At 39.7% G+C, this 24,089-nt stretch carries 24 protein-coding genes and 1 riboswitch; of the genes, 1 reads left to right on the top strand and 23 read right to left on the bottom strand.

Going from position 1 to position 24,089, the window contains the following annotated elements; all coding sequences use genetic code 11:
* Nucleotides 1–142 precede the first annotated feature (142 nt).
* The 23 genes from ABH902_RS08310 to ABH902_RS08420 form a co-directional block, all read right to left on the bottom strand.
* Nucleotides 143–1,576, bottom strand: coding sequence for an amino acid permease (locus tag ABH902_RS08310; protein WP_404590243.1), 1,434 nt, complete (start codon nt 1,574–1,576; stop codon nt 143–145).
* Between the two features lie 293 nt (nt 1,577–1,869).
* A complete protein-coding gene (locus ABH902_RS08315; protein ID WP_404590244.1) occupies nt 1,870–3,528 on the bottom strand; it encodes a hypothetical protein in 1,659 nt (552 codons plus the stop codon).
* A gap of 2 nt (nt 3,529–3,530) precedes the next feature.
* Complete coding sequence (locus tag ABH902_RS08320) at nt 3,531–4,256, bottom strand: ATP-binding cassette domain-containing protein (protein ID WP_404590245.1); 726 nt, start codon at nt 4,254–4,256, stop codon at nt 3,531–3,533.
* Between the two features lie 30 nt (nt 4,257–4,286).
* The gene (locus tag ABH902_RS08325) at nt 4,287–5,081 is read right to left on the bottom strand and encodes an ABC transporter permease (RefSeq protein WP_404590246.1); all 795 of its coding nucleotides are present in this window, start codon (nt 5,079–5,081) and stop codon (nt 4,287–4,289) included.
* Between the two features lies 1 nt (nt 5,082).
* Complete coding sequence (locus ABH902_RS08330; RefSeq protein WP_404590247.1) at nt 5,083–5,994, bottom strand: ABC transporter ATP-binding protein; 912 nt, start codon at nt 5,992–5,994, stop codon at nt 5,083–5,085.
* 3 nt (nt 5,995–5,997) lie between these two features.
* Complete coding sequence (locus ABH902_RS08335) at nt 5,998–6,729, bottom strand: hypothetical protein (protein ID WP_404590248.1); 732 nt, start codon at nt 6,727–6,729, stop codon at nt 5,998–6,000.
* A gap of 4 nt (nt 6,730–6,733) precedes the next feature.
* The gene (locus ABH902_RS08340; protein ID WP_404590249.1) at nt 6,734–7,432 is read right to left on the bottom strand and encodes a hypothetical protein; all 699 of its coding nucleotides are present in this window, start codon (nt 7,430–7,432) and stop codon (nt 6,734–6,736) included.
* Entirely contained in the window at nt 7,429–8,127 is a 699-nt protein-coding gene (locus tag ABH902_RS08345) for an ATP-binding cassette domain-containing protein (RefSeq protein ID WP_404590250.1), read from the bottom strand. The genes ABH902_RS08340 and ABH902_RS08345 overlap by 4 nt, the downstream gene beginning before the upstream one ends.
* Nucleotides 8,111–8,491: a GntR family transcriptional regulator gene (locus tag ABH902_RS08350; RefSeq protein ID WP_404590251.1), complete on the bottom strand. Its 381-nt coding sequence runs from the start codon at nt 8,489–8,491 to the stop codon at nt 8,111–8,113. Before ABH902_RS08350 ends, ABH902_RS08345 begins: the two co-directional genes overlap by 17 nt.
* Before the next feature lie 249 nt (nt 8,492–8,740).
* Nucleotides 8,741–9,367: a thiamine phosphate synthase gene (gene thiE, locus ABH902_RS08355; RefSeq protein ID WP_404590252.1), complete on the bottom strand. Its 627-nt coding sequence runs from the start codon at nt 9,365–9,367 to the stop codon at nt 8,741–8,743.
* Nucleotides 9,354–10,181, bottom strand: coding sequence for a bifunctional hydroxymethylpyrimidine kinase/phosphomethylpyrimidine kinase (gene thiD / locus ABH902_RS08360; protein ID WP_404590253.1), 828 nt, complete (start codon nt 10,179–10,181; stop codon nt 9,354–9,356). The genes thiE and thiD overlap by 14 nt, the downstream gene beginning before the upstream one ends.
* Nucleotides 10,168–11,022 carry a hydroxyethylthiazole kinase gene (thiM, locus tag ABH902_RS08365; protein WP_404590254.1) on the bottom strand — a complete coding sequence of 285 codons (855 nt, stop codon included), beginning with the start codon at nt 11,020–11,022 and terminating at the stop codon, nt 10,168–10,170. Before thiM ends, thiD begins: the two co-directional genes overlap by 14 nt.
* Entirely contained in the window at nt 10,977–11,645 is a 669-nt protein-coding gene (gene tenA, locus ABH902_RS08370) for a thiaminase II (protein WP_404590255.1), read from the bottom strand. The genes thiM and tenA overlap by 46 nt, the downstream gene beginning before the upstream one ends.
* Before the next feature lie 90 nt (nt 11,646–11,735).
* Nucleotides 11,736–11,836: riboswitch (TPP riboswitch) on the bottom strand.
* 77 nt (nt 11,837–11,913) lie between these two features.
* On the bottom strand, nt 11,914–12,960 hold the full coding sequence (locus ABH902_RS08375) for a YbhN family protein (RefSeq protein WP_404590256.1): 1,047 nt from the start codon (nt 12,958–12,960) through the stop codon (nt 11,914–11,916).
* Between the two features lie 21 nt (nt 12,961–12,981).
* Complete coding sequence (locus ABH902_RS08380; RefSeq protein ID WP_404590257.1) at nt 12,982–13,263, bottom strand: DUF1294 domain-containing protein; 282 nt, start codon at nt 13,261–13,263, stop codon at nt 12,982–12,984.
* Nucleotides 13,264–13,333: 70 nt separating this feature from the next.
* Nucleotides 13,334–14,257 carry a diacylglycerol/lipid kinase family protein gene (locus ABH902_RS08385; protein WP_404590258.1) on the bottom strand — a complete coding sequence of 308 codons (924 nt, stop codon included), beginning with the start codon at nt 14,255–14,257 and terminating at the stop codon, nt 13,334–13,336.
* A 108-nt stretch (nt 14,258–14,365) separates the two neighbouring features.
* Nucleotides 14,366–15,595 carry a peptidase T gene (gene pepT, locus ABH902_RS08390; protein ID WP_404590259.1) on the bottom strand — a complete coding sequence of 410 codons (1,230 nt, stop codon included), beginning with the start codon at nt 15,593–15,595 and terminating at the stop codon, nt 14,366–14,368.
* Nucleotides 15,596–15,617: 22 nt separating this feature from the next.
* A complete protein-coding gene (locus ABH902_RS08395; protein WP_404590260.1) occupies nt 15,618–16,736 on the bottom strand; it encodes a Nif3-like dinuclear metal center hexameric protein in 1,119 nt (372 codons plus the stop codon).
* Nucleotides 16,726–17,436: a tRNA (adenine(22)-N(1))-methyltransferase gene (locus ABH902_RS08400; protein ID WP_404590261.1), complete on the bottom strand. Its 711-nt coding sequence runs from the start codon at nt 17,434–17,436 to the stop codon at nt 16,726–16,728. The genes ABH902_RS08395 and ABH902_RS08400 overlap by 11 nt, the downstream gene beginning before the upstream one ends.
* A 95-nt stretch (nt 17,437–17,531) precedes the next feature.
* Nucleotides 17,532–19,445 carry an endonuclease MutS2 gene (locus tag ABH902_RS08405; protein WP_404590262.1) on the bottom strand — a complete coding sequence of 638 codons (1,914 nt, stop codon included), beginning with the start codon at nt 19,443–19,445 and terminating at the stop codon, nt 17,532–17,534.
* 320 nt (nt 19,446–19,765) lie between these two features.
* Entirely contained in the window at nt 19,766–21,202 is a 1,437-nt protein-coding gene (gene glgA, locus ABH902_RS08410) for a glycogen synthase GlgA (protein WP_404590263.1), read from the bottom strand.
* Between the two features lie 5 nt (nt 21,203–21,207).
* Nucleotides 21,208–22,350 carry a glucose-1-phosphate adenylyltransferase subunit GlgD gene (gene glgD, locus ABH902_RS08415; protein WP_404590264.1) on the bottom strand — a complete coding sequence of 381 codons (1,143 nt, stop codon included), beginning with the start codon at nt 22,348–22,350 and terminating at the stop codon, nt 21,208–21,210.
* The gene (locus tag ABH902_RS08420; protein WP_404590265.1) at nt 22,337–23,482 is read right to left on the bottom strand and encodes a glucose-1-phosphate adenylyltransferase; all 1,146 of its coding nucleotides are present in this window, start codon (nt 23,480–23,482) and stop codon (nt 22,337–22,339) included. Before ABH902_RS08420 ends, glgD begins: the two co-directional genes overlap by 14 nt.
* A 411-nt stretch (nt 23,483–23,893) precedes the next feature.
* Between ABH902_RS08420 and ABH902_RS08425 the strand changes: the two genes are divergently transcribed.
* Nucleotides 23,894–24,089, top strand: a 196-nt coding sequence (locus ABH902_RS08425; RefSeq protein ID WP_404590266.1) for a hypothetical protein, incomplete at its 3' end; no start/stop codon positions are given.

The following is a 24,089-nucleotide window of genomic DNA, read 5'->3' on the forward strand; positions in this document are numbered from 1 at the left end:
GAAAATTGTTCTATTTTTCCTTAAATATACAAAATAATATTAAAAATGAAAAGACGTTTTTGCAATTTAATGGCAATTATTAAAAAAAGTGAGGTAACTGAACCATAACTTATACGTTATATTTTCAGTCACCTCGTGCTGTTTAAATTTTATTTTTCTCACGGCGCGCAATTGCCGGTAAAATCATCCCTAATAATATCAAGACAATCGGCGTTACAATGTTAGAAGCCAATTGGAAGAACCAGGCTTTAGGATCTGCGCTGTATTCAATTTTCGGTACCATTCCCAAGATACAGGCAAAGGCTGTAAACAGGAAACACCATAAGCCGAAAATATAAGCAAGCTTAGGATTTTTAATGAACTTATACTCTGACTGATAGTTTTTATACGCTCTATTCAGCATCATATAAGCAAAGAAGACCCACAGATAACGCATCGGCATCACGACAGAATTCAAATTCGTTAACCATTTTACCAGCTCTTTAATATTTTCAATCCCGAACATCGGCAGCAAAATAATGATGCTTACCAAAATTCCGGTTAATAAATACCCATTAACCAAGGTACCTTTTTTGCTTCTTTTGCGTAAAGCAGCAGGGACGAACTCCGGATCAGCATCTGCTAAAAGAATTTGCAGCGGTGCATCAATTGAAAAGGCTAAGGCTGAAATTTGACCAATGCCATTAGTAATCGCATAAATAATCATCAACAAATTGCCCACGCCATAATATTCTCCCAGCAGTTGAAAGGCTGTATACGCTCCGTTAGCCATTAAATCCTCTGGAATATTGTTGCTGGCAAACAGCATTCCCATAGCAAATGAACCTAATACTGCAGAGCCACCTACCATTGCAGCTAAGAAAATCATCCCTTTTGGAAACTCCTTAGCCGGATTTTTCATTGAATTCACATAAGGCGAAATCTTTTCTGCTCCGCCAACCGCGAACACCAGCATCGAAACAGTCGTAAAGTAGCTAAAGTTAAACTTAGGAATATAGGTACTTACTTTGTCCAAATGAGGCGTTGCAAATTCAACGGAAGAATTCATCATTGGCGCGCCGATGGCTAATAAAATAAACAGAATGGACATAACAAAAATCGCTGTCCCGGCCATACCACCGATTACTTTCAAGGTCATTAAGCCTCGTGTAGACAATAAAAGAAAAACCAGAAAAATAGCTAAAGAAATTAACGAAATGCCTACGACAGAGAAATTATTAACAATGTTGCCATTGCCTTGAATCGCCCAACCAAACGCAATTAAAACCAATTGGGGTTTTTGTGCTAAATAAGGAATATGCACCACCCAATACGTCCAAGCAGCATAATAAGCCAAACGCTTAGTACTCGTATTTTGTACCCATGAGCTGACTCCGCCGCTGCTGTCTTTAAAGGTTGAGCCTAATTGACCCACGATCAGCGCATAAGGAATAAAGTACAACACTAAAATCAAGAGCCAAGACGTGACCACAGAAATTCCTTGTTGTGCATAGTTATTCACGACATTCCCAATGCCCCAAACCATGTTAAATGCAATCAGTCCGACGGTAAACCATCGCAGCTGCTTTTGTTCCATAAAAACACTCCTTCTTCTTCCATAAAGATAAAAATACCTATTAATCATACTCATTTCTATTCATTTAAACAAGCAAACTCATGTATAAATATTGATTTTATCAGCGATTTATTAATTTAAAATCCATTTATTATTTTTTTCTCATCTATGATTTTTAAGCTGAAAATCAAAAAAGGCTTTAAAGAGCTTTTTCAGCAGCTCTTTAAGCCCTTGCTTGATTTTAATGTTCTCATAAAAACGAAGGATATTCTCATCTAAACAATAGAATAAAAGTCATGAATCGTTTCTATTTCTTATGCTTTGATTTTAAATGTACTTGGCGCCCACTTGTAAATCACCAGAAAGCCTATCCCTACGTACAATAAGCTAAGCGCAGACAAAACAACAACATACAAATAGCTAGCTAGTTGTATCCGCAGATTGAAATAAGCAATTAGATAAAAACCGCCCGATACCACCTTGTATAATGGACTAACCACTTCCAGCTCTCCTGTAAAAGGCTGCAGAATATAGTAAACAAACAATTCATGAAAAGAAAATAAAAACGCTAAAGCGATCAGTAAAAACACTAACACAATAAAGAAGCGTCCTTCCAGAAAAAAGCCGTTTAATACATGTAAAAGCAGATAACAGCAAAAAATACCAATTGCCAATAAACCATTATAGTAGAAGGTTTGTTTAAACCGATAGTTAAATCCAGTAACAATAGTACGCGCTTCCCGATAAAAAGGATAATACAGCATTGAAACGTCGCAATTTACAAAAACCAGCTGGACGACTTTTTTACCAAAAGACAGAACATACATGATAAAAAACAGCACTGGCAAGGTTTTAGCAACTTCTTTCGTGGCTAAAAAATCAGCAGGAGCAAGCCAGCTTAGCCCGATAATGACCAGCAGAGCCAAGCCAATAACAGAAAAACGATACATTAAGGCTTTGTTTAATATAGACCGATAGCGACTGAAGAGTAACGCATTTAAATAATTACTTCCCGCTAAATGCTCATTAGCATTTTCCGTTGTCACAACCAGCTTTTTTTGCATCGTCAAGCCTTCACTTAAATACTGATTCGTTGGGCCAACAAATTTTTCCCATTTAGCACTTGTCTCAGCAGCAAGAGACTGTTGATACAACAAAAAATCATGTTCGTATTTAAAAGATAAGAACAGCCATAAACTACCTGCTAAACACCCAAGCAAAAACAACAAGCCTCCCCAGGACAGGAGCATGCCCATCAACGAATCAACAAGATGATAGCGCCAAATAACTACGCCAAGTCCTAACACCAGCAGCTCGCTGCCTAACATCAACAAACGTCGGAAAAATACAGAAAAGCGCCACATATAAACCATTCTATGAATATACAAGCAGAAATAATTAACTGCTAAATAGCTGAATAAAACCAACAGCAGCGTACTGAAGCCACGACCAAATAGTACACCTAAAAATAATGCTGCCGGCAAATAAGCGATCGCTTGATAGGCGCTATCTAAAAGACTCATCCCACGAACAACCGTTGCTCTGGATAATATAAAATCATCATAAAAACGAACGATATTCGTTTTAACAGCCGATCTCCCCTGCATAAAAAGGTTCCACATTATCATCAAAAACAACCAGATAAATAAACTGTTCATCAAAACATGTGGCTTAAAAGCAAAGAATACATTCGCTATGTCCTCATTTGCCGCAATGCTTTCCAGCACAACCGCGCTAAAAAGATATAAGCCTAACCAAAAGAACTTATAAACAATACTTAATGAAAGAGACAAAAATAATCCCAACAGCGTGACGACTTCTTTGATTCCATACAATTCATATAAGCGCATAGGAATTTTGGAACCAAGCCACGGTATTTTGCGTATAAAATAAATCAAGCCATTGATCTTATTCGTGACGTTCACCAATTTAAAGTACCAGTAATACTTGAAATAAAGTTTAAAAAGCGTCATTCTCAGACCTCCGCTTCTTGCTCGGTCGCTTCATCCGTTAAAAGCTGAACAACTTCTTCTTCAAAATCGCGATCATGAATTCGTTCAGAAGCGACTCCGATTAATTTTTTATGATGCAATAAAACTACCTCATCGCATAGATCTTGCGCCAACTGTAAAATATGAGTAGAAAAAATGACAATCGAATTTGTTTTTGCCTTCAAAATCAACTCTTTCATTTCATGAGCAGCGACCACGTCAAATGATGTTAACGGCTCGTCCAAGAGCAGTACTGGCGGTTCAACCATTAAAGATACTAGCATTTGAACTTTGTTTTGCATTCCATGGGAAAAATCCTTCAATAAACGATGCTGATCGCTCAGATCAATGCCAACAGAAGTCAAATAGGCTTCGGGTGTTTTCAGCTGCTGAATTCGCTCTTTATTAATATCAATAAAAAAACGAACAAATTCATAGGCAGTCATAAAAGCCGGTAAATGCGGGGTAGTATAAACAAAACCAATGTTGGTATTTTCAAAATTTGTGTGCTGCTCTCCGTTCTTTTCCAAAATAATCGAACCTGCATCAGGCAAAATATTTTTAGAAATACAATTGAACAATGTCGTTTTCCCGGCCCCGTTACGACCTAAAAGACCATAAATTTTGCCTTGTTCAAAAGTAAAATTCGCTTGCTCAATAATTTGTTTGTTGTCGAAGGCTTTACTAACATTTTCAAGGATTAACTTCATTTTTCCACCCCTTCTCTTTTTATCAATCAATTAACTTAAAGAAACATCCCGTTTATTAAACAGATACTGCATTAATCCATAAATAATCACACTATAAATAATAATTCCTACGGCCATTTGCCAAAAATTCAAATGAAAAGACGACCCTTCCATTAACGTTCCTTTGATATTCAGCATATTAAACAGGTTCCATTTTAGCCAATCATACTTTTCAATCAACACCATCAAAAATGAATTCACAATCGTGCTGCCAAATAAGACGCCTAGACCAATGCCAACTGCTAAGCTTTGCGAACGAATTGCTGCGGAAATGAACATCGTAATGCTTATATATAACAATATCAACAACAAATTGGCACCGGCGTAAGCTCCAGCAACTGTCAGTGCATTCCATCCGTGAAAGCCTTCCACAACTGACAAAGGTGACTCAGCTTTTAAAAACAGGTTGGCAGAAGCAAGACTGGCGATATACAAAATAACAGTACTGATAACTCCGTAAATAAGACACACAACAAATTTCGAAAAAAGAATCTGACTTCTGGTAAATGGCCGAATCAAAAGAAATTTAATCGTTCCCCGACTGAATTCCTCAGCTACGATTGAAGCTGCCACAACAACGACAAATAGATTTAAAAATGACGTCATTTCTGTCAAAGAGGCAAACAGACTATTTGAATTTAATTCTGCTCCGCCTCCCGTAGATCCGTTGCTCGTTTTGACCAGCAAAGTAATCCCAAAGGTCATCAGAACTAGAATCACCCACATAATCCATGATGATTTCTTTTTAATTAATTTTTGCCATTCATTTTTTATTAAAACCCCCATTTTACAGCCCTCCATTTTCTGTCCAGCGCAAGAAGTTATCTTCTAGCGAATTCACATGAACCTTTAGCTCTTTTAGATCAATATTTTCTGCTACTAATTCCTTCACAATTTCTGAGCGAAGATCTTCCGTTAATTCAATTTTTAAATAGCCGTCTTCTTCAAGAACCGTGTAGCCTTTTTCCAACAAAAATGTTTTTGCCTTATGCATTTGATCAACTGCTAATAAAACGACCAAATGATCCTCTTCAGTCGTGTTCATTGGACCAACATAAGTGATTTCACCTTTTTGAACAATAACCAGATCGTCACATAACAGTTCCATATCACTCAGCTGATGACTGGAAATCAACACCCCTACACCTTGCTGTTTTAAGGCTTGAATCATTTCCCGAAATTCTCGCATGCCTTTTGGATCTAAGCCATTCATCGGCTCATCCAATAGCAGCAGATCCGGCTTGTGAATAATTGCTTGTGCCACACCTAAGCGCTGACGCATTCCTAAAGAATAGGTCTTCACCTTCTGATCAATATTATTTTCCAAATGGACACTATGAATCACCGCATCCAGCTCTTCATCAGAAATAGCGTTTGGCGATATCCTTACATATTGCTTCAGGTTTTCAAGACCAGTCATATAATTGTAAAATTCAGGATTTTCAACGATTGCGCCAACATGGGCCATTGCCTGTTTAAACTCATTGGAAACAGAATGACCTCCGATCGCGATCGTTCCTCCGTCATGCTTCATTAACCCCACCAGCATACGAATAATCGTGGTTTTCCCTGCACCATTTGGACCCAAAAGTCCCGTGACTTTTCCGCTTTTCACCTTAAATGATGCTTGATTGATAATCTTTTTGGTGCCTATTTGTTTGGAAATATTTTCCACCTCTAATACATATTTCGTTTCCATGCGCTACCTTCTTTCTGGTTCAATATATTTTTTTAAAATTACTACCGTAATCACTACACTAATGATTATTAAACAGCCATCCAACAGAAAATCAGATAAATAGTACTGCGTATAATATAACGTTATCTTCAAACCTTGTATCTGGAAGAACTTAATTTGCTGTAAAGTCTGCATTAAATAGCTTGAAACTACCCCTTCCATTACTATAAATAGAAAAACCAATAAATAACGTGTTATGCGCTGAAACCGTAATTTTACCTTCAAACTTATCATAAAACTAAGAAAATAAATGAATAAGCTATAAACAGTCAAGGTTAGCAAGCTATAAATAATGAAAAAGAGATATTTTCCATAGCTCAAAATTATTCCGGCATTTTCTGTATGATTTAACAATAACGTTATCAAAGCATAGCCAGCATAATAAAGCAGCACGAATGACGAACTGGTTACCCAGCCAAAAACTATATTGTATAAATATAAGCGCCGCTCGCTTAGCGGCAATAATCGATAATAGCTTTTTTTAAACACTTTAATTTGTCGAAGTAGCTCCGTTAAAAAGTGCAGACAAGCAAAAAGTACAAGTAAAATCATCACAATTTCCGGCAACCTAGTAATCGTATTTCCCTGAACGCCCAGATAATAAATTAGCCACAAACTGCTTGCTATAAATAGAGCCAGGCTATTAAACCAATTCGTACGGCTTTCTTTACTGAATTCGATCCATAACTGTTTCATTTCATCACCCCTCCGCCTCAACATAGCGGTCAATTAGCCAACAAGTTAGTCCGATGCTGACAAAATTTCCTATCATTTGTACCAGCAGCCGAATTGATACTTCAGATAACTGTTCAACATACATCCCTAAAAAGGAACGTGTCACACTTGAAGATATGGATACAAAGGAATCAAAAAGTGTTGCCATTACCATGAACAGGATTAAACTTAGCAAACTGCGATAACGTTTAGGCACAAATTTCAACAGACTGATTGAGCTATAGACCAATAATTGCACAAGTAAAAACAGATTGCTCACATCTAAAGCCCCTAATAGCAGTTCAAATCCTGAGACAGCAAAAGTAAAAGCAATACCTGTCCATGCAAAATACATAATAAAGCTGATGATCAAATGTCCCATAGTAAAAAATACACCTACTAAGAAACTAAAAAGTAAACGATAAAGATAGATACGCAGAACGCTAACCGGCAGCAGACGTAATTGGGTCGTCTTGAAGCTGCGATATATTTGTTCCGTTTCTACTGCCATAAAGATCACAAAAAAGAGAAACAGCGAAAGAAGCATCAGGCTCAGACTAAGCATATCTGTATGATTCTTGGAATAAAAAAGATATAAACCACCTATAATCAGACTTAATAACCATGTACTACTGTAAATCACCAAATTTTTTTTAGACAGAAATTGCTGAAACCAGTACGTCATATTTCGTACACCTCGCGATATAAGCCTTCTAAGTCCTTGTGCTTCACTTCTTTAATGGACTCCAAAGATTCGTGCAAAATAATCTCACCATCGCGTAAAAACATGACTTCATCAATAATATTTTCGATTTCCCGTAATTGATGTGTCGTGATAATAATGGTGCTGTCCGTGTCAAACCACTGTAAAAGCGACTGAATGATTTTCTCTCTGGACAATAAATCCACACCGCTTAAAGGCTCGTCCAGCAGATAGAGCTTGGCCTTCCTAGCCAGTACCATGCTTAATGCAAATTTTTCCCCATTCCCTTTTGAAAGATTTCCGATTTTTTCCGTTTCGCTCAAATTCATAAAGCGCAACAGTTCATACGCACGACGCTTATCAAAATCCTGATAAAAATAATCATAAAAGCTAATAATCTGCTCCAGACGCTGATTACTTTCAAAGCTGTTATGATCCTCCAAGTAGGCAACAAAGCTCTTTGTTTCTTTCCCAATCGAATGCGCATCAATCTCAATGGTTCCCTTCCAATTTAACGCCAGTCCAGACAATAATCGCATAATTGTGGTTTTCCCAGAACCATTTTCTCCTATTAGAGCAACAATCTTCCCTGAGGATACTGAAAAATGTAAATTAGAAAAAATCTGCTTCATTCCTTTACGATAGCTAACTGAATCAACATTAATTAACTCTTTCATTGCTTTGCTCCTTTTCAATATGCTTGGACACGCTCTCTTTAATCTGCTCCTGTGTAAATCCAAACTTCTTCATTTCAGCTAAAAAATGTGCAATAACCTCTCCCACCACATGCTCTTTTAACTGATTTATTTTTTCACTATCTTCTGTAACAAAACGTCCAAGGCCACGTTTAGAAAAAAGAATCTCTTCTCGTTCTAATTCCTGTAGCGCCCGCTGAACTGTATTTGGGTTCGTAGCCAATTCAACAGCAAGCTCTCTTACAGCTTTAATCTTCATTCCAGGCTGTAAAGTTTCTGAGACAATCTGTTGAATGATAAAGTCCATAATTTGTAAATAGATCGGCCGATCTGTAAGAAAGTCCATTTCTTTACCTCCCTTTGAGCTAAACAAAAGCTAGTGTATTAATTAAATAGTACACTAGCTTTAAAAAAATTTCAATGCATTCTTAAAAAGAACTATAAAAAAAGAGGACGAAACAAAACTACAAAACAGTTTTATCTGATCCTCTACTTACGAATAAATGGTGGAGCAAAGTCTGACGCTTCGACCCTTTTATAAAATTCAATTGCTCAAACCTAAAAGACTGTTGGCTCAACCTCTCATCTTATATCTTTATCTTAATGCTTGCACTGCCGCTGCCAGATTCTCGGCTTGAGTAAGTGCTGAAATAACAGATATTCCATCAATTCCCGTCTTTCTTAGCGTTTGGCGATTAGCTAAGGAGATGCCCCCGATTGCAACCACTGGTTTGGTCGACAGCTTCGTTAACTCTTGCAGTTTATCAGGTCCAATCGGCGCTTTTGCATCTTGCTTGGATTGGGTACCATAAATAGGACCGATCCCATAATAGCTGATGGCTGGTAGGGCATTGGCGTTCATCACCTCCGCTTGATCATAACAGGACAAGCCGACAATCTTATTAGGAAACAACGCCAAAACCTCCTGAATAGCTTGATCATCCTGTCCAACATGTATACCATCAGCATTTAATTCTAACGCCAGCGCCACATCATCATTAATGATAAACGGAATCTGATACTGGCGGCATAATTTTTGACAGGTACGTGCCATCTCCTTCATTGCCTGACCTTTTAAACTGCCTGAACCTTTTTCTCGATACTGAAAGCAAGTAATTCCTGCTTTTAACGCTTGCTCCAATATATGCGGCAAAGTGCCCCATTTGATGTCCTGTGTTCCAGCAATAAAATAAACAGACAGCTGCTCACTATTGAATATCATTTGCACCCACCTTTCGATAGGCCCAATGATTGGTCGGCCCATTTCCTAACCCTACACTAATGCCGTCTGCAATCGCTGCTTGAATGAACGCTTTAGCAGTATGAACCGCTTCGCTGACAGTCTTTCCCTTCGCCAGTTCTGCTGTGATACAGGCTGAAAAGGTACAGCCTGTTCCGTGGGTATTTTTGGTGTTGATTCTTGGTGCGGACAGCCAGTCACACTGCCCATTTTCAAGCAGCAATAAATCTGTGGATTGATCGCCTTCAAGATGGTGTCCGCCTTTTACTACGACGTTTTTTGCACCTAGCCGTTGAATCTTTTTACCAGCTTTAACCATGTCTTCCTGCGTTAGAATGGTCATTCCGCTCATCACCTCTGCCTCTGGAATATTTGGTGTTACTACGAAAGCCTGTGGTAAAATGTGTTCAATTAACGCAGCTACTGCTGATTCCTTTAACAAGGCATGTCCGCTTTTAGCAATCATTACCGGATCGACCACTAGCGGACCAAACGCAGCCGTCTTTAAAAAATCCGCGACCAGCTTGGTAATATCAGCAGTAAACAGCATACCGGTTTTTACAGCAGCAAGCTTAAAGTCCGTCTTGATAATTGCTAGTTGATCCTCAATCGCCTCTAACGGAATAGCATACACCTTTTGCACCCCTTGAGTATTTTGGATTGGCAGTGCCGTTAACACTGACGTACCAAAAACCATTCGCTCCTGAAAGGTTTTTAAATCAGCCTGTAGGCCTGCACCGCCGCCGCTGTCAAAGCCCGCAATCGATAATGCCTGGATAGTTTCATTCATTTTCATCAATCCTTTCTACTCTCGCTCTTTCGCGAACAATTGTTTCAGTGATTTGTGACAGTTGATCGAGCAAATACGTTCTAAACGACCCAACAGCTAAGCCATTCAGCTGCTCTGACACTAACTCACCAGCCAAAGCATACATAGTACTAGCGGCAGCGACACTTTCCAAAAGCTCTTCCTCAGCAACTGCTAAAAAAGCACCGCAAATACAACCATGTAAACACCCCGCCCCAGTCATCTTCGTAAAATAAGGCGTTCCGTTATGAACCAAATACGTCCGTTGACCATTTGTGATAATATCCGTTTCTCCGCTAACTACTACTAACGTTTGTGTCTGTTGCGCCAGCTGCTTCGCTATTTCCTGTACATTGCCTGTACCGCTACCGGCATCTACTCCTTTGGCGGACCAAGTAACACCGGCTAAGGCAGCAATTTCACCAGTATTCCCCCGAATTAAGGTTGGCTTTATCTCCCTTAATAACTGCTTTACAGCTTGTTGCCGATAGCTGGTTGCACCAGCACCGACAGGATCCAAGACAATTGGCTTGCCTAATTCATTCGCTTTTTTTCCTGCCGTAATCATTGCCTGCAGCTGTTCATCATTTAATGTGCCCATATTTAAAACAACTACATCAGCCAAAGTCGCGACCTCTTCCATTTCCGCCACTGTGCTTGACATAAAAGGTGAAGCCCCAATTGCCAACAAGCCATTAGCAGAATCATTTGCAACGACAATATTGGTAATGTTATGAACCAGTGGATTTTCAGTTCTGATGGTTTCGATTAACTTGTATGCTTTCATTCCTTTTGCCCCCATTGTTGTTTTGTATAAGCCATTTCCCAAAAATTAACCTCTTCATAGCTACTGATAAGAAAGGCCTCCTTCATCGCAGCCCGTTCTTCCTCAGAAGCTTGCTCTGCTAAAGCATCCGTTAAATCTCTTTGACGACGAACCGTTTCTCGATAAGCCAGTTGATCATAGGTTTCAATCCAGCGTTGATAAATTGGAACAGGTGAACCGCTTTTAATCAGTTCGGTCCCGATTTCCTGATAAAGCCAATAACATGGCAATAAAGCCGCTTGTGTTACGGCGATGCTTCCTGTGCCCAGCTTATGATGTAAGTGAGCAACATAATGATACGCATTTGGTGCGATAGAGGTTTGAGCAATTTCCCCATCCGTTATTTGTAAATCTGTAAAAAACAATTGTCTTGTTTGGATTTCAGCTCTTTCCAGACTTTCAACATTTTGCACCAATTGCTGCTGAATTTTCTCATCTGTCGTAAGCGCTACCGCTTTTAACTGAATTCGGCTAAATTCTTCTAAATAATACCGATCCTGCAAAAGATAAAAACGAAATATCTCCGGCGCCAGCGTCCCCGCCTTCAACTCTGAAATAAACGGATGCAGCTTGCTTTGCTGCCAAATCGGCTCTGCTGCTGTTCGTACTTCCGTGGTAAAGGTCATTTCTCTCCTCCTCATTTTTCGAGAAGAACTCTAAAAAACAAAAAAACTCTACAAAATGCTTTACCATTTCATAGAGTCGTGTCGTTTATTTTATCTCTTAGACTACTTCCCTACGCGAGTCTCAACTCTCAGGTTCAAAGGGTCCGTTCTTTTGGAACATCTCAGTCAATATGACTCCCCCAGTACTTCTAAAGTATAACACATTCATGCTTCGATCGTTACTTTTTTACGTCCTTTTTTATTAAAACTAAGTTCTTAAAAAACTTTTTTATTCTTCCCGTGTCTCTTCCTTCTCTTGGCGCACCGCATGCAGCTCGGATTTTATTTCTCTTCTTTTTTCAACCACCACAAAAACAAACCCGATAATAAACGGTAAAACAAAGCTGGCAAAACGATACAATAAAAGCGAAGCAACGGCATCAACGGTACCTACCAGCGGCTTAAACAATAGCAAATACACGAATTCAAAAGGTCCGATACCAGCCGGCGTTGGAAATACACCCGATAAAATAACCGCAAAGCTGGTAAACGAAAAGACCAACAGGAAATCAATGGTGGGATGATTTTCCAATAAAACAATATAAGGAATCACATACCAACAAGGCAATTTAGCAATATTCCAACCCAAAACACGCAGCCAAGCGGAACGATCCTGTGTAATCGTCTGAACGGTCTCTCTTAATGAATAAATTTGGATATTACATTTGTCCGCCCAGTCACGCAGCTTTTTACGCTTCAAATGCTTGTGCGCCCAGCTCGTCAGCAAAACCTGCAGATTAATACTGCTGGAAAGAACTAACAAGGAAAAGATAATAGCAAAAGTTAAAATGACACCCGCTAAAATAAACGGAATCATTTTCGGTGAATGCTCGTAAAATAAAGAAAACTGAATAATTAAGCCAAGCACAGCCCAAAAAATCACTGCCACTTTGTACATAATCATATGAAGTGCGGTAATGCCGATGCCTTTAGAAACAGAAAGGCCTTTTTTCTTATAAAAATAAATTTCCGAAAGCAAGGTGCCAGTCCCAAAAGAAATCACACGATAAAAAGCCACGTAACATGAAGTGAAAAAGCCGTCCTTGATCGTAAATCCTTTTTGGAAGCAAGCGGCAATTGCTTTAATAGAGCGTCCTTCCACGACTTGATAAATAACACCAAAGAGAATAACCAGACCTAAAACAAGCCAGCTGGTTTCCATTAATTGAGCAAAAATACTGCTCAGTGAGTTATCCATCACATAAATGATGACGCCAATAAAAACCGCCAACAAACCAATATTCAAAAAAATCTTTGTTTTAGAATTGCTTTTCATAGTAGCTCCCAACTAGTTTGATTATCTTTTGTAACTAAAATAAATAATTGCAACTGCGATTATGGTTCCTAAAATAAAAATGAAATAAAAGCGTAATTTTCTGGTTTTGTGGTGAAACAGCTGCTGTGCCAGCAAACCGCCAATCCCACCGCCTATTAACCCAACAAGCAACAGCTCGGATTCCGGTATGCGCCATTTTCCTTTTTTTGCCCGCTGTTTATCTAAATACATAGCAAAAAACTCGAACAGGTTCACACCAGCCAGATAGAGCCAAGGCAGATGCTTGAACAATATCTCCATCATTTATTTTTCCTCCAACATCGTTCTCTTAATAGAATACCGTGGAAAAGACAAAAAAGTAAAGGTCTTTCACTTAATTCTTGTCATCCTCTTGCGCTGAAGCAGGTGTGAAGATGGTTAATCCATGCTTAACGACCTTCATGTGAACCGGCAGATCATCACTTGGATCGCCATCAACCCGCGTACCGATTTTCTTTCCTTTTGTACTTTTAATGGTAATCTCAGCTGCAGTAAAGTAATTCAAATCAGGCAGCTTATAAATTTTTCCAGTTAAAATTCTAGGTAAATAAAAGGCCAGTTTAAAAAAGCTCAGCTTCGGTAAAATACTTAAATGAAATAAACCGTCGTCTGCAGCCGCAGAATCATCAAAAGCTGTATAGCCGCCAACCGAATTTGTCATCGTTACCGTCACCAGCTGAGTCGCTCCCCGCCAGTGGTTATCGTCTGCTGTAACATCTAAATAATAACGTTTCTTTTTAGCCAATAATTTGAAAAAATTACGGACGAAAATAATCGAACCATATTTTTGTTTTTCTTTTTGGGTAATTCGTGCAGCAGTATCAGCCAGAATCCCAATCGTCATCGTACTAATAATCACTTTTTCGTTTACTAATCCGTAATCAATTTTTCTGGTATGTCCTGCTAAAATCACCTCTGCCGCTTCTTCAAATTTCAAGGGAATCTTCAAAACCTTTGCCATATTATTGACCGTCCCCCCCGGCAATAAGCCTATTTTAAGCTCCGGTAGTAATTCTTTGAAGTCTGCTACATTATGATTAATCGTGCCATCTCCACCGATAAAAATCAACGTATCGACAGCCTCTTTTTGCGCTTTTGCTACTGTTTTTTGACTATCACAATCCGGTCCGACCTGCTCTAAGAAAAACTGTGCTTCTGTTAAGCCCTGCTCCTTGGCATAAGCGACGAACTTTTCAGCAATCGCCCGTCCTTCGTCCTTGCCTGAGGTTTCATTGAATAGAATCATAATCTTTTCCATTGTCATCCTCCTCTATTACTCGCTGACTGGTGCAGCGGTATTATTTTTAAAGCCCGAAACAAAACCGATTCCACGACTTGTAACGGGCTTAGCTTTTAAAATTAGGCTTTACTTAGCATTTAACTCAGCGATTTTGACAATCACATCTGTCGCTTTTTCCATTGCCTGCAGAGAAACAAATTCAAAACGACCGTGCATATTTTCACCGCCTGCAAAAATATTAGGTGTAGGTATTCCTAAATAGGAAATTTTAGACCCATCTGTACCCCCTCTGACAGGCTCAATTAAAGGTTCAATCCCAAGCTCAAGCATTGCTTGTTTGGCAATTTCAATAATGCTCAGGTCTTTTTCGATAATCTCACCCATATTGTAATATTGATCGAAGAGCTTAACCTGTACTCGTTCCTGATCGTAGCTCTGGTTCAAGCTTGTTTGAATTTGCGTAATCAAGGCTTTGCGTTCTTCAAATTTTTGTCGATCATGATCGCGAATGATATACGTCATTTGAGCTTCTTCTGGTGTACCGCTCATTTCAGCTAAATGGAAAAAGCCTTCGTAGCCGTCCGTTTTTTCTGGAACCTCTGACGCAGGCAGCTGGTTGTGAAAATCTATAGCCAGCTGTAATGCATTAATCATGGTATTTTTAGCCGTTCCCGGGTGAACATTTTTTCCTTGAATCGTAATTTCTGCTTGAGCAGCATTGAAGGTTTCGTATTGCAGCTCGCCCACCGGACCGCCATCCATTGTATACGCAAAATCAACGTTAAACTGCTCCACGTCGAATTTATTAGCACCGACGCCGATTTCCTCATCCGGTCCAAACGCAACGCGAATCGTTCCATGCTTGATGCTTGGATTCTTCAAGAGAATTTCCATAGCTGTCATAATTTCGGCAATCCCTGATTTGTCATCAGCACCTAGTAAGGTCGTACCATCTGTTGTGATAAGTGTTTGATCCTTGTAATTTTTTAAATTCGGAAAATCCGTTGTGTTTAACGTGAATTTGCCGGCCTGATCTAGTTTGATGGTTGATTCACCGTCATAATTTTCAATAATTTGCGGATTTACACCCACCGCATTAAAATCAGCGGTATCCATGTGGGCAATAAAGCCGATCGAACGAACTTCTTTGTCAACATTACTTGGTAAAGTAGCCATCACAAAGCCGTTTGCTTCATTATAAGATACATCACTCATGCCTAGCTCTTCCAGCTCTTTTTTTAAGGTTTGAGCAAAAGCTACTTGCGTTTGTGTTGAGGGAGTCGTCGTGCTTTTAGCATCAGATCGTGTTTCAGTTTTAACATAGCGTAAAAAACGCGGCAATAAATTTTCGTACATGCGTCCATTCCTTCTTTCCAAATTATCTAAATTGAAACGGGTTCGTATTCGTTTCTGACTTCAGAAACGTGATATCCCAATTATAGGCTTTTTTCCATTCATTGAACAGCGCGACCAACTTTGGCTTGCACAGCTGCTCGATATAATGTCCCGGATCAATGACCGCCATGCCCTCTGACAGCATATCATGTCCCGTGTGGTAATAGACATCGCCAGTAATATAAACATCAGCTGCCTTTTTTAAGGCATCCCGGAAAAACTTTTCCCCACTGCCGCCGCAAATCGCCACTCGTTGTATCAATTTATCTTCATCATTAGCCACAAGCCGAACACCGTCAAGCTGAAAACGCTGCTTAACTATTTCCGTAAATTCCTTTAACGGCAAAGCCTGCGGCAGCGTACCAACGCGGCCTAAGCCATACTCTTTTGTCAAGTTTTCAATCGTATATAAATCGTACGCCGGCTCTTCATAAGGATGGGCACTTAGCATAGCTTCTAAGACTTTGGCTTGAATCGTTTCGGGAAAAATCACTTCAATTTTCGCTTCTTGTACAACCGCTTCTTCACCAGCCTCGCCTATAGCCGGATGCGCAGTGGCTATAGGCGTAAAGCGACCTGTGCCGATTAAGGAATAGCTGGTATTTTGATACTCGCCTTGAGTCCCGGCACCTGCTTGGGCCAGTGCCCGCCGGACCTTTTTAGCCTCATCCACAGGAACAAAAACCGCCAGCTTCTTATAAGGAATCGTATGTGTTTTTGCCAGGTACGTTGTATTTTCAATATTCAATAGCTCACAAAACCAATCATTTAAGCCATTGTCGATAATATCCATATTCGTATGCGCAGCAAAAACAGCGATATCATGCTTTAATAAATCAGCGTACATCTTAGTTTGCGGATCATTCGTCGTCAAGACTTTAACCGCTCTAAAAATCGGCGGATGCTTGGCAATAATTAAATCTACTTGTTTTTCAATTGCTTCTGCTACTACTTCCGGACGGACATCTAAGGTAACCATCACACGCTCAATATCTTTATCCAGCGTGCCGATCTGCAGCCCAACCGGATCTCCGGCTTCGGCTAAGTACTGAGGACAATAAGCTTCGAAATGATCAATAAACGTCTGCGCATTAAGACTCATCCGCTAAAACCTCCTTAATTTGTAACAGCTCCGCTTGCATCCGCGCTGTTTTTTCTTCGTGCTCGCCAGTTGCTTGCGCCAGCTGCTTTAATACATATTCGCGTTGTTTTAATTCCTGCTGCCACTTTTTCAAGAAGATTGCAGAACGCTTTTTAAGCAGGATTGGGCCGAAAAGTCTTTCTTTTTCTGTGTAGGCAATTCTGCGTTTTTCTCTGGCAGCCACGATGATTTCATAGATTTTGTGGTTTTCCTCTAAAATATCTTCATCAAGAATGGTATACCCGTGATCTGTTAACCAATCCCGCAGAGTTTTTTCACCGATATTTGGCTGTAAAATTAATCGCTCAGTTCCTTGTAGATGCTGATTGTTCCAGCCCGCATCTAAAATGCTGCGAATCAATGCTCCGCCCATACCGCAAATTGTTACGACATCAATTGCATCTGCAGCTGTCACGGCCTCTAATCCATCCGCTAAGCGCACGACAATTTTTTCCTGTAAGTCATTCTTTTGAATCTGTTTTTTAGCTGATTCATAAGGACCCTTAACCACTTCTCCTGCAACGGCAAAAGAAAGCTTATTTTGTAGCATTAGTGCAACCGGCAAATAGGCGTGATCGGAACCGATATCTGCCAAGCGACTTTGTTCGGGAACGAATGCGCCGACTCGCTCCAACCGTTTTGATAATTGATTTTCATTCATTCGTTTCATTCCTCCGAAGTTATTATACCATTGAAAAATCAGGATGAAAACTTTCAGAGTGCAGAAAGTCAGCTACTACAAATTGTTTGCTATCGTTATTTTTCTGACGACTCTTTTTGCTGACGTTGCCTTGCCAGCATCTCCTTTTTCAGCTGCTTGTGTGCTTTTTTCGAGCCACGTTCCAGATCTCTTCGTTGCTTGCGTACTTTAAAGGCTTCAAATAAGCTATCCAAATCGTAATCAAGCGGGTACAAGTCCTTGGCACTAGTTTCCAGCTTTAACTGACGCTGTGGTACGGTCACTAGTTGTCTATCATGATAAATCACAACTTTATCTGTCATTTCAAGCATTTCATAAACTAAAGCTGTCTGCTTTTTCTCTGTCCAAAACACACGATCGCCTTTATTAAACACAACGCTGGTCTGCTTTTCCTGTTTAACTGATTGTTGTTTTTGCTTGATTTTTTCAGTCGTATAAGCTCTTGTTGTGAGATACTCTTGTGCAGTTTTAACTACTTGTGGTGCCAGTTTCATTTTTTCAGCAATCCAAAATGCATTGCTGGCGCCCGTTTCGCCCATAATCAGCTGATACTTCGGTGTTAAGCGTTCCGCATCAAATGCCATGGCTGCTGTAGTAAAATCGGCGTGCTCCTGTGAAAAGCGTTTAATCTCTCCATAATGTGTCGTCGTAATCAGCAGACTGCCCTTTTGATAGAAGGCTTCCATAATCGCAATCGCTAAAGCCGCTCCTTCATTCGGCTCTGTACCGCTGCCGATTTCATCCAGTAATATCAGACTATTCCGCTTGGTTTGCGCCAAAATCGTAGAGATATTTTGCATGTGCCCTGAAAAAGTACTTAATGCATTTTCCAAGCTTTGCTGATCCCCGATATCGACAAAAATTTGTTCAAAAATCGCTACATTGGTGCCAGGATCAGCAATCACTTGTACACCAATCATCGTTTGCAGGGTGATCAATGCAACGGTTTTTAAAACAACGGTTTTTCCGCCCGCATTAGGTCCAGTGATCGTTAATCCTCGATATTCCCGACCCAAAGTCAAATTCAACGGCACTGCAGCTGCTCCTAATAAGGTATGCTTCACATTGACAAAGTGAATAATACCCTCCTGATTAATTTCAGGTTCAATGCCGTTAATTTCACGGCTAAATTTGGCTTTAGCAAAAATCATATCATATTGAGCGATGACCTCCAGATTCGCTTCAATGGAAGGCATTTGTTCAGCAATTAATCCCGTTAACGTCGACAGCAACTGATAAATTTCCGTAGACTCCGCCAGCTTTAATTCGGCAAGCTTATCATTCCATTTGGCAGCCGCAGCCGGCTCAACAAAAACAGTGGTGCCTTTCGCTGACTGCTCGACAATCGTTCCTGCAATTTGCTTTTTGTAGCTTGCTTTAATCGGTACGGTTAAACGATCATTTTTCTTAACAATAATAGCTTCCTGCAGCTTCGGCTTATTTTGCGCATTTCTCAGGAAACTTTGCAGCTTGCTTTCAAGCTCCTTTTCACACTCAGCCATCGCCCGGCGAATTTTGCGCAGTTCTCGACTCGCATCACTATCCACCTGATTATTACGGATCACCCGATAGATTTCATCCTCTACCTCCGGAAAAATCTGTAATGATTCACTATATTTTGCCAATAGCGGCGCAAGAAATTGATTTTTTTGCATAAATTGTTGAATGAGCCGATTACTTCTTAAAAAATCAGCATAAGTCATCAGCTCTGCCGGCTCTAGGATAAAGCCCTTTGCTACCTGCTTAGTTAAATGCTCGATATTCGTTAAACCCATAAACGGTACATGTAGATTCGCGGTCAGTAAGGCTTTGGCTTCGGCTGTTTCCTGTTGTCTTTTCTCTACCACTGAAACCTTTGAACTTGGCTGTAAACGATCGATCAGCTCTTTGCCATAGGAGCTAATAGCGTAGCTTTTTATCTTTTCTTTAATCTCAATAAATTGGGTTTTACTATAAGTTTCTTGATTCATTTTGCTCTCCTTCTTTTTAGGAGATACCTTGTCATTATAAATAACGAAAAACAAAAAAAAGCGATGAAGATCCTCACTTCATCGCTCGTTAATTACTCTATATACACTTGTCTTTCACAGACAAGCAGAGCTTTTGATGAGCTATGACAGGTATCTAACTTAGGTACGCTAAAGAAACCATTAAAATGGTCCATTTTTCTTTAGCTATTTTATTCCTTTGAGTTAGATACGAACACTCATCAAAACACCTCATAATGTTTGCTTTCGTTATTTATTTCTCGGCTACAGTATAACTTATTTTTCAAAAGAGGTCAAACGTATCATTTCCCAGAAATTTCCGTTACAGCTTGGTAGAGCGCCAAATATTTTTGGCTAGATTTTTCCCAGCTAAAATCTTTGTTCATCGCCGTTTGAATCATGTTCGACCACGTTGACGGTTCCTTTTTGAAAAGGGCCACAGCCTCATGTACGCTTGCCAGTAAGTTTTTTGCATCGAATTCTGTGAAGCTAAAGCCTGTCGCAGCTTCTTTACCAAACGGTATTACTGTATCCCTTAAACCGCCAACTTCATGCACAAGCGGCAAAGTGCCATAACGCATCGCGATCATTTGGGATAAGCCGCAAGGTTCGGCAATAGACGGCATCAAAAACAAGTCAGCTCCTGCATAGATTTGTTGCGCAGCTGCCAGATCAAACGTTAGGTTGACAGCTAATTTCCGTGGATACCGTTCAGCATATTCCCGATAAGCCGCTTCTAGCTTAGGATCGCCTGTTCCTAATAAAACCAGTTGTATGTCCTCTTCAAGTAATTCCTCTAAGCCTTCAAGGACCAAAGCAAAGCCTTTCTGAGCTGTTAACCGACTAACCATGCCGATTAACGGAACCTCTGGACGAACGGGCAGCTTCATTTGCTTTTGCAAGTTTTCCTTATCGCTTTTTTTACCGGACAAATCATTGGCTGAAAAATTAGCAGCAAGGTATTGATCGCTCGCTGGATCATTCAGCTCATAATCAATGCCGTTTAAAATACCGCTTAATTTTTCTCGCTGCTCGTGCAAGATTTGATCCAAACCAAAGCCAAATTCAGGCGTTTGAATTTCTTCAGCATAGGTTAAGCTCACGGTGTTCACTCGATCTGCATAAAGAATTCCCATTTTCAGGTAGTTGATATTTTCAGTTATCTCAGCAGCCAGTGGAGCTGCTTCGGCCAGCTCTACGCCGAAGTATTCAGTGATTGCCTTATGGTCAAATACCCCTTGAAACTCTATATTATGAATCGTCAGCAAGGTTTTAATCGAAGCCAGCTCAGGCTGTGTATATTTTTCCTTCAGTAAAAAAGGAATCATCGCCGTATGATAATCATTAACATGAATCAAATCAGGGGAAAGCTGGATTTTGTCCAGCATTTCAATAATCGCCTGTGAGAAAAAGGCAAAGCGTTCCCCATCATCCTCATAGCCATATAAATTTTCACGACCAAAATAAGCAGCATTTTCAATAAAATAATACGTCACCTGATCCAAAACCAGTCGCTTGATGCCACATTGCTGGTTTTGTTCACCAACCTTCACGTAAAAATCTGTCACCTTTTCGCATTGCTCCTGATAGGACTGTGGCATTTGACTGAAATACGGCAACGCCACACTCATAGTGAGATTCTTTTTGGCTAGCTCTTTCGGTAAAGCGCCGGCCACATCCCCTAAGCCTCCTGTTTTAAAAAAAGGGGCACATTCAGCGGTACAAAATAATACGTTCATGTTGACTAACCTCCGATAACATCTGTTGTAACAACTTCATTTTTGCGAATAATCACTGGCTTTTCCGGTGTTCCTTTGATGGTGACGCCTGCTTTAACAGTGACATTTTTATCAAGAATCGCATAGCTGATCGATGCATGTTCTTCAATTGTGGCATTGGACATAATAATGGTTTGTAGAATTTCAGCGCCTGCTTTAATAACTGATCTCCGTGAAACTAAGGAATTTTCTAAACGTCCTTCAATGACGCATCCTGTTGCACACTGTGAATTAATCAGCGTTGAGGCTGTGGAATAAAAGGTTGGGACTTCATTTTTTAGTTTCGTATAAATTTTTTCATTATACATCAAATCAACGAAGTTGTGGATTTCAAGCATATCTAAATTAGCCTGATAATAAGAATTGATATCGTAAATGTTGCTTAAATAACCAGTATATTCATACGTATTTGTCTTGTTTTCCAGCATCCGTTTTAGTAAAAATTCACTAATATTGATTGGCTCATTATTTTCCTGTCCGATGGTAAATTGTTCAATCAGCCAATCTGTTTCAATAATATAAATCCCCATCGAAAGATTCAACAGCTCTTCAGGGCTTACATTTGGCTTGAAAGGCTCTACTTTCGTAATTTCGCCGTTACTATCAATTTCCAGAACATTATTTTCAGGAGCAATTTTGGTCTGCGGAAATTTTTTATAAACGACAGTCATTTTATCGTCTTGCTCTTCATGTGCGGCCAAGACATCCTGCAAATTAATATTGCATAACATATTGCTGCCCATAATCACCGTATATTCGGACTCTGATTTTTCTAAATATTCAATGATCGAAGCAAAATAAGGCTGACCTGCTGCTTTTTGTTTAAAAAATTCTTGATAGAAATAAACAAAATAACGATTTTGCAGCGAATCCAAGTTCCATTCTTTTCCGCCTCCGATATGATCAAAAACGGATCTCGTTTCCCCTTCATTAAAGACCATAAATACCGAATTAATTTGAGCATTGGCAATCGCTGAAAGTGGAAAATCAATCAAACGATATTTACAATCAAAAGGCAAGGTATCTAGTGGACGATTTTCAGTAAGCGGCAATAGCGCTTCTGAATTCGCCGGATTTTTTAAGATAGCGCACAATTTAGTTTTCTTCATTTTCTTGCACCCCAATTTTTTCAGAATAACCGATAACTTTGATTTCATTTTCATCAGATACGACCACATTGTCCCCGACAACAGCATTTTCACCAATGATTGCATTTTTGATCGTTACATTTTTCCCGATTTGTGCTCCAGGCATAATTACACTATTTTCTATTACAGAGTCAACACCAACCCGAACACCTGAGGAAAGAATACTATTGTTGATCATTCCCGCAACATAGCAGCCATCAACAATAAGTGAATGGTTAATTGTTGCTTCTGCACAAACATAATGCGGTGGAAAAATTCGATTTCTGGAAAAAATACGCCAGCTGTCATCCCGCATGTTCAACTCATTATCCAAACCGATAAACTCCATGCTCGCTTCCCATAACGAATCAATCGTGCCGACATCTTTCCAATAGCCTTTAAAGCGATAGGCCATAACATTTTCGCCGGCTTCCAAATAAGCCGGAATTACATGGCTACCGAAATCAAGCATCTGACCGTCTTTAGCATAACTATCAACCAAAACCGTTCTTAAATGCTGCCAGTTGAAAATATAGATCCCCATAGAAGCTAAATTACTCTTTGGTTCTGCCGGTTTTTCATCAAATTCAATAATACGATCATGTTCGTCTGTATTCATAATGCCGAAACGGCTGGCATCTTTCATCGGCACTTCAATGACGGCTACGGTTAAGGCAGCATCGTTTTTAATATGCGCTTGCAGCATTTTGTCATAGTTCATTTTATAAATATGGTCACCGGATAAAATCAAAACATGTTCCGGATCAATCTGATCAATAAAAGAAATGTTTTGATAAATCGCATGAGCGGTACCTTCAAACCATTTTTCCCCATCCGCTCCAGAATATGGTTGAAGAATGGTCATGCTGGAATCAATGCCGCCCAATCCCCAACTAGCGCCATTACCAATATGATGGTTCAATTCAAGTGGCTGATACTGCGTAACAACCCCTACGTTTTTAATTCCTGAGTTAGTACAGTTGCTTAAGGTAAAGTCAATAATTCGATATCTTCCTCCAAAAGGAACTGCAGGTTTCGCAATATTCTTGGTTAATTTTCCCAGACGAGTTCCTTGACCGCCGGCTAATATCATTGCAAGCATTTCTGTTTTCATTTCTACGGGTGAAAAACACCCTGCCCCCTTTCAAAAGTCTCTCTTATTTTCGCTAATAATTAGCTATCCCAATATAAACAACTTTCTTTTCATCAAAAAAATTATTCTTCCTAGTAATAAATCTAACAACAAACGTAAAAAAAAGAAAGAAATAGACTTTCAAAATTTGAAAATTACAGAAAACAGGCGTTATTTCACCCATTCACTCACTTTTTAATTTACTTAAAAAAACAAAAAAAGAACGTTAAAAACAAAATAAAACGCTCAAAAAGGTTGAACCAAATATCGCTTCGGCTCGAGCAATTGGAGTAAAAGACAACGAATGCGCTTTTCGCATTGACGGATTTTATGAAATTGCCGAAGAGCATGACTTTTGGACGCTGTTTTCCCTAGGTTGAGACAAAAGTCGCTTTGGCTCGAGCAATTGGAGTAAAAGACGACGAATGCGCTTTTCGCATTGGCGGATTTTATGAAATTGCCGAAGAGCATGACTTTTGGACGCTGTTTTCCCTGGTTGAGACAAAAGTCGCTTTGGCTCGAGCAATTGGAGTAAAAGACGACGAATGCGCTTTTCGCATTGGCGGATTTTATGAAATTGCCGAAGAGC

This window comes from Enterococcus sp. UD-01 (assembly GCF_044909655.1).
In the GTDB taxonomy this organism is placed as follows: Bacteria; Bacillota; Bacilli; order Lactobacillales; family Enterococcaceae; genus Enterococcus_L.

What these genes read in the sequence shown, in the direction of transcription:
- ABH902_RS08310 (WP_404590243.1), bottom strand. Translation starts at nt 1,576, where the DNA reads ATGGAACAAAAGCAGCTGCGATGGTTTACCGTCGGACTGATTGCATTT.
- thiE (WP_404590252.1), bottom strand. Translation starts at nt 9,367, where the DNA reads ATGATATTCAATAGTGAGCAGCTGTCTGTTTATTTTATTGCTGGAACA.
- ABH902_RS08400 (WP_404590261.1), bottom strand. Translation starts at nt 17,436, where the DNA reads ATGAATGAAAATCAATTATCAAAACGGTTGGAGCGAGTCGGCGCATTC.
- ABH902_RS08330 (WP_404590247.1), bottom strand. Translation starts at nt 5,994, where the DNA reads ATGGAAACGAAATATGTATTAGAGGTGGAAAATATTTCCAAACAAATA.
- ABH902_RS08405 (WP_404590262.1), bottom strand. Translation starts at nt 19,445, where the DNA reads ATGAATCAAGAAACTTATAGTAAAACCCAATTTATTGAGATTAAAGAA.
- ABH902_RS08350 (WP_404590251.1), bottom strand. Translation starts at nt 8,491, where the DNA reads ATGGACTTTCTTACAGATCGGCCGATCTATTTACAAATTATGGACTTT.
- ABH902_RS08420 (WP_404590265.1), bottom strand. Translation starts at nt 23,482, where the DNA reads ATGAAAACAGAAATGCTTGCAATGATATTAGCCGGCGGTCAAGGAACT.
- glgD (WP_404590264.1), bottom strand. Translation starts at nt 22,350, where the DNA reads ATGAAGAAAACTAAATTGTGCGCTATCTTAAAAAATCCGGCGAATTCA.
- ABH902_RS08345 (WP_404590250.1), bottom strand. Translation starts at nt 8,127, where the DNA reads ATGAAAGAGTTAATTAATGTTGATTCAGTTAGCTATCGTAAAGGAATG.
- ABH902_RS08395 (WP_404590260.1), bottom strand. Translation starts at nt 16,736, where the DNA reads ATGAGTCTTAATGCGCAGACGTTTATTGATCATTTCGAAGCTTATTGT.
- ABH902_RS08340 (WP_404590249.1), bottom strand. Translation starts at nt 7,432, where the DNA reads ATGACGTACTGGTTTCAGCAATTTCTGTCTAAAAAAAATTTGGTGATT.
- ABH902_RS08385 (WP_404590258.1), bottom strand. Translation starts at nt 14,257, where the DNA reads ATGGAAAAGATTATGATTCTATTCAATGAAACCTCAGGCAAGGACGAA.
- ABH902_RS08320 (WP_404590245.1), bottom strand. Translation starts at nt 4,256, where the DNA reads ATGAAGTTAATCCTTGAAAATGTTAGTAAAGCCTTCGACAACAAACAA.
- ABH902_RS08315 (WP_404590244.1), bottom strand. Translation starts at nt 3,528, where the DNA reads ATGACGCTTTTTAAACTTTATTTCAAGTATTACTGGTACTTTAAATTG.
- ABH902_RS08325 (WP_404590246.1), bottom strand. Translation starts at nt 5,081, where the DNA reads ATGGGGGTTTTAATAAAAAATGAATGGCAAAAATTAATTAAAAAGAAA.
- pepT (WP_404590259.1), bottom strand. Translation starts at nt 15,595, where the DNA reads ATGTACGAAAATTTATTGCCGCGTTTTTTACGCTATGTTAAAACTGAA.
- ABH902_RS08380 (WP_404590257.1), bottom strand. Translation starts at nt 13,263, where the DNA reads ATGATGGAGATATTGTTCAAGCATCTGCCTTGGCTCTATCTGGCTGGT.
- ABH902_RS08375 (WP_404590256.1), bottom strand. Translation starts at nt 12,960, where the DNA reads ATGAAAAGCAATTCTAAAACAAAGATTTTTTTGAATATTGGTTTGTTG.
- glgA (WP_404590263.1), bottom strand. Translation starts at nt 21,202, where the DNA reads ATGAACGTATTATTTTGTACCGCTGAATGTGCCCCTTTTTTTAAAACA.
- ABH902_RS08335 (WP_404590248.1), bottom strand. Translation starts at nt 6,729, where the DNA reads ATGAAACAGTTATGGATCGAATTCAGTAAAGAAAGCCGTACGAATTGG.
- thiD (WP_404590253.1), bottom strand. Translation starts at nt 10,181, where the DNA reads ATGAAAATGAATGAAACTATCCAGGCATTATCGATTGCGGGCTTTGAC.
- tenA (WP_404590255.1), bottom strand. Translation starts at nt 11,645, where the DNA reads ATGACCTTTACCACGGAAGTACGAACAGCAGCAGAGCCGATTTGGCAG.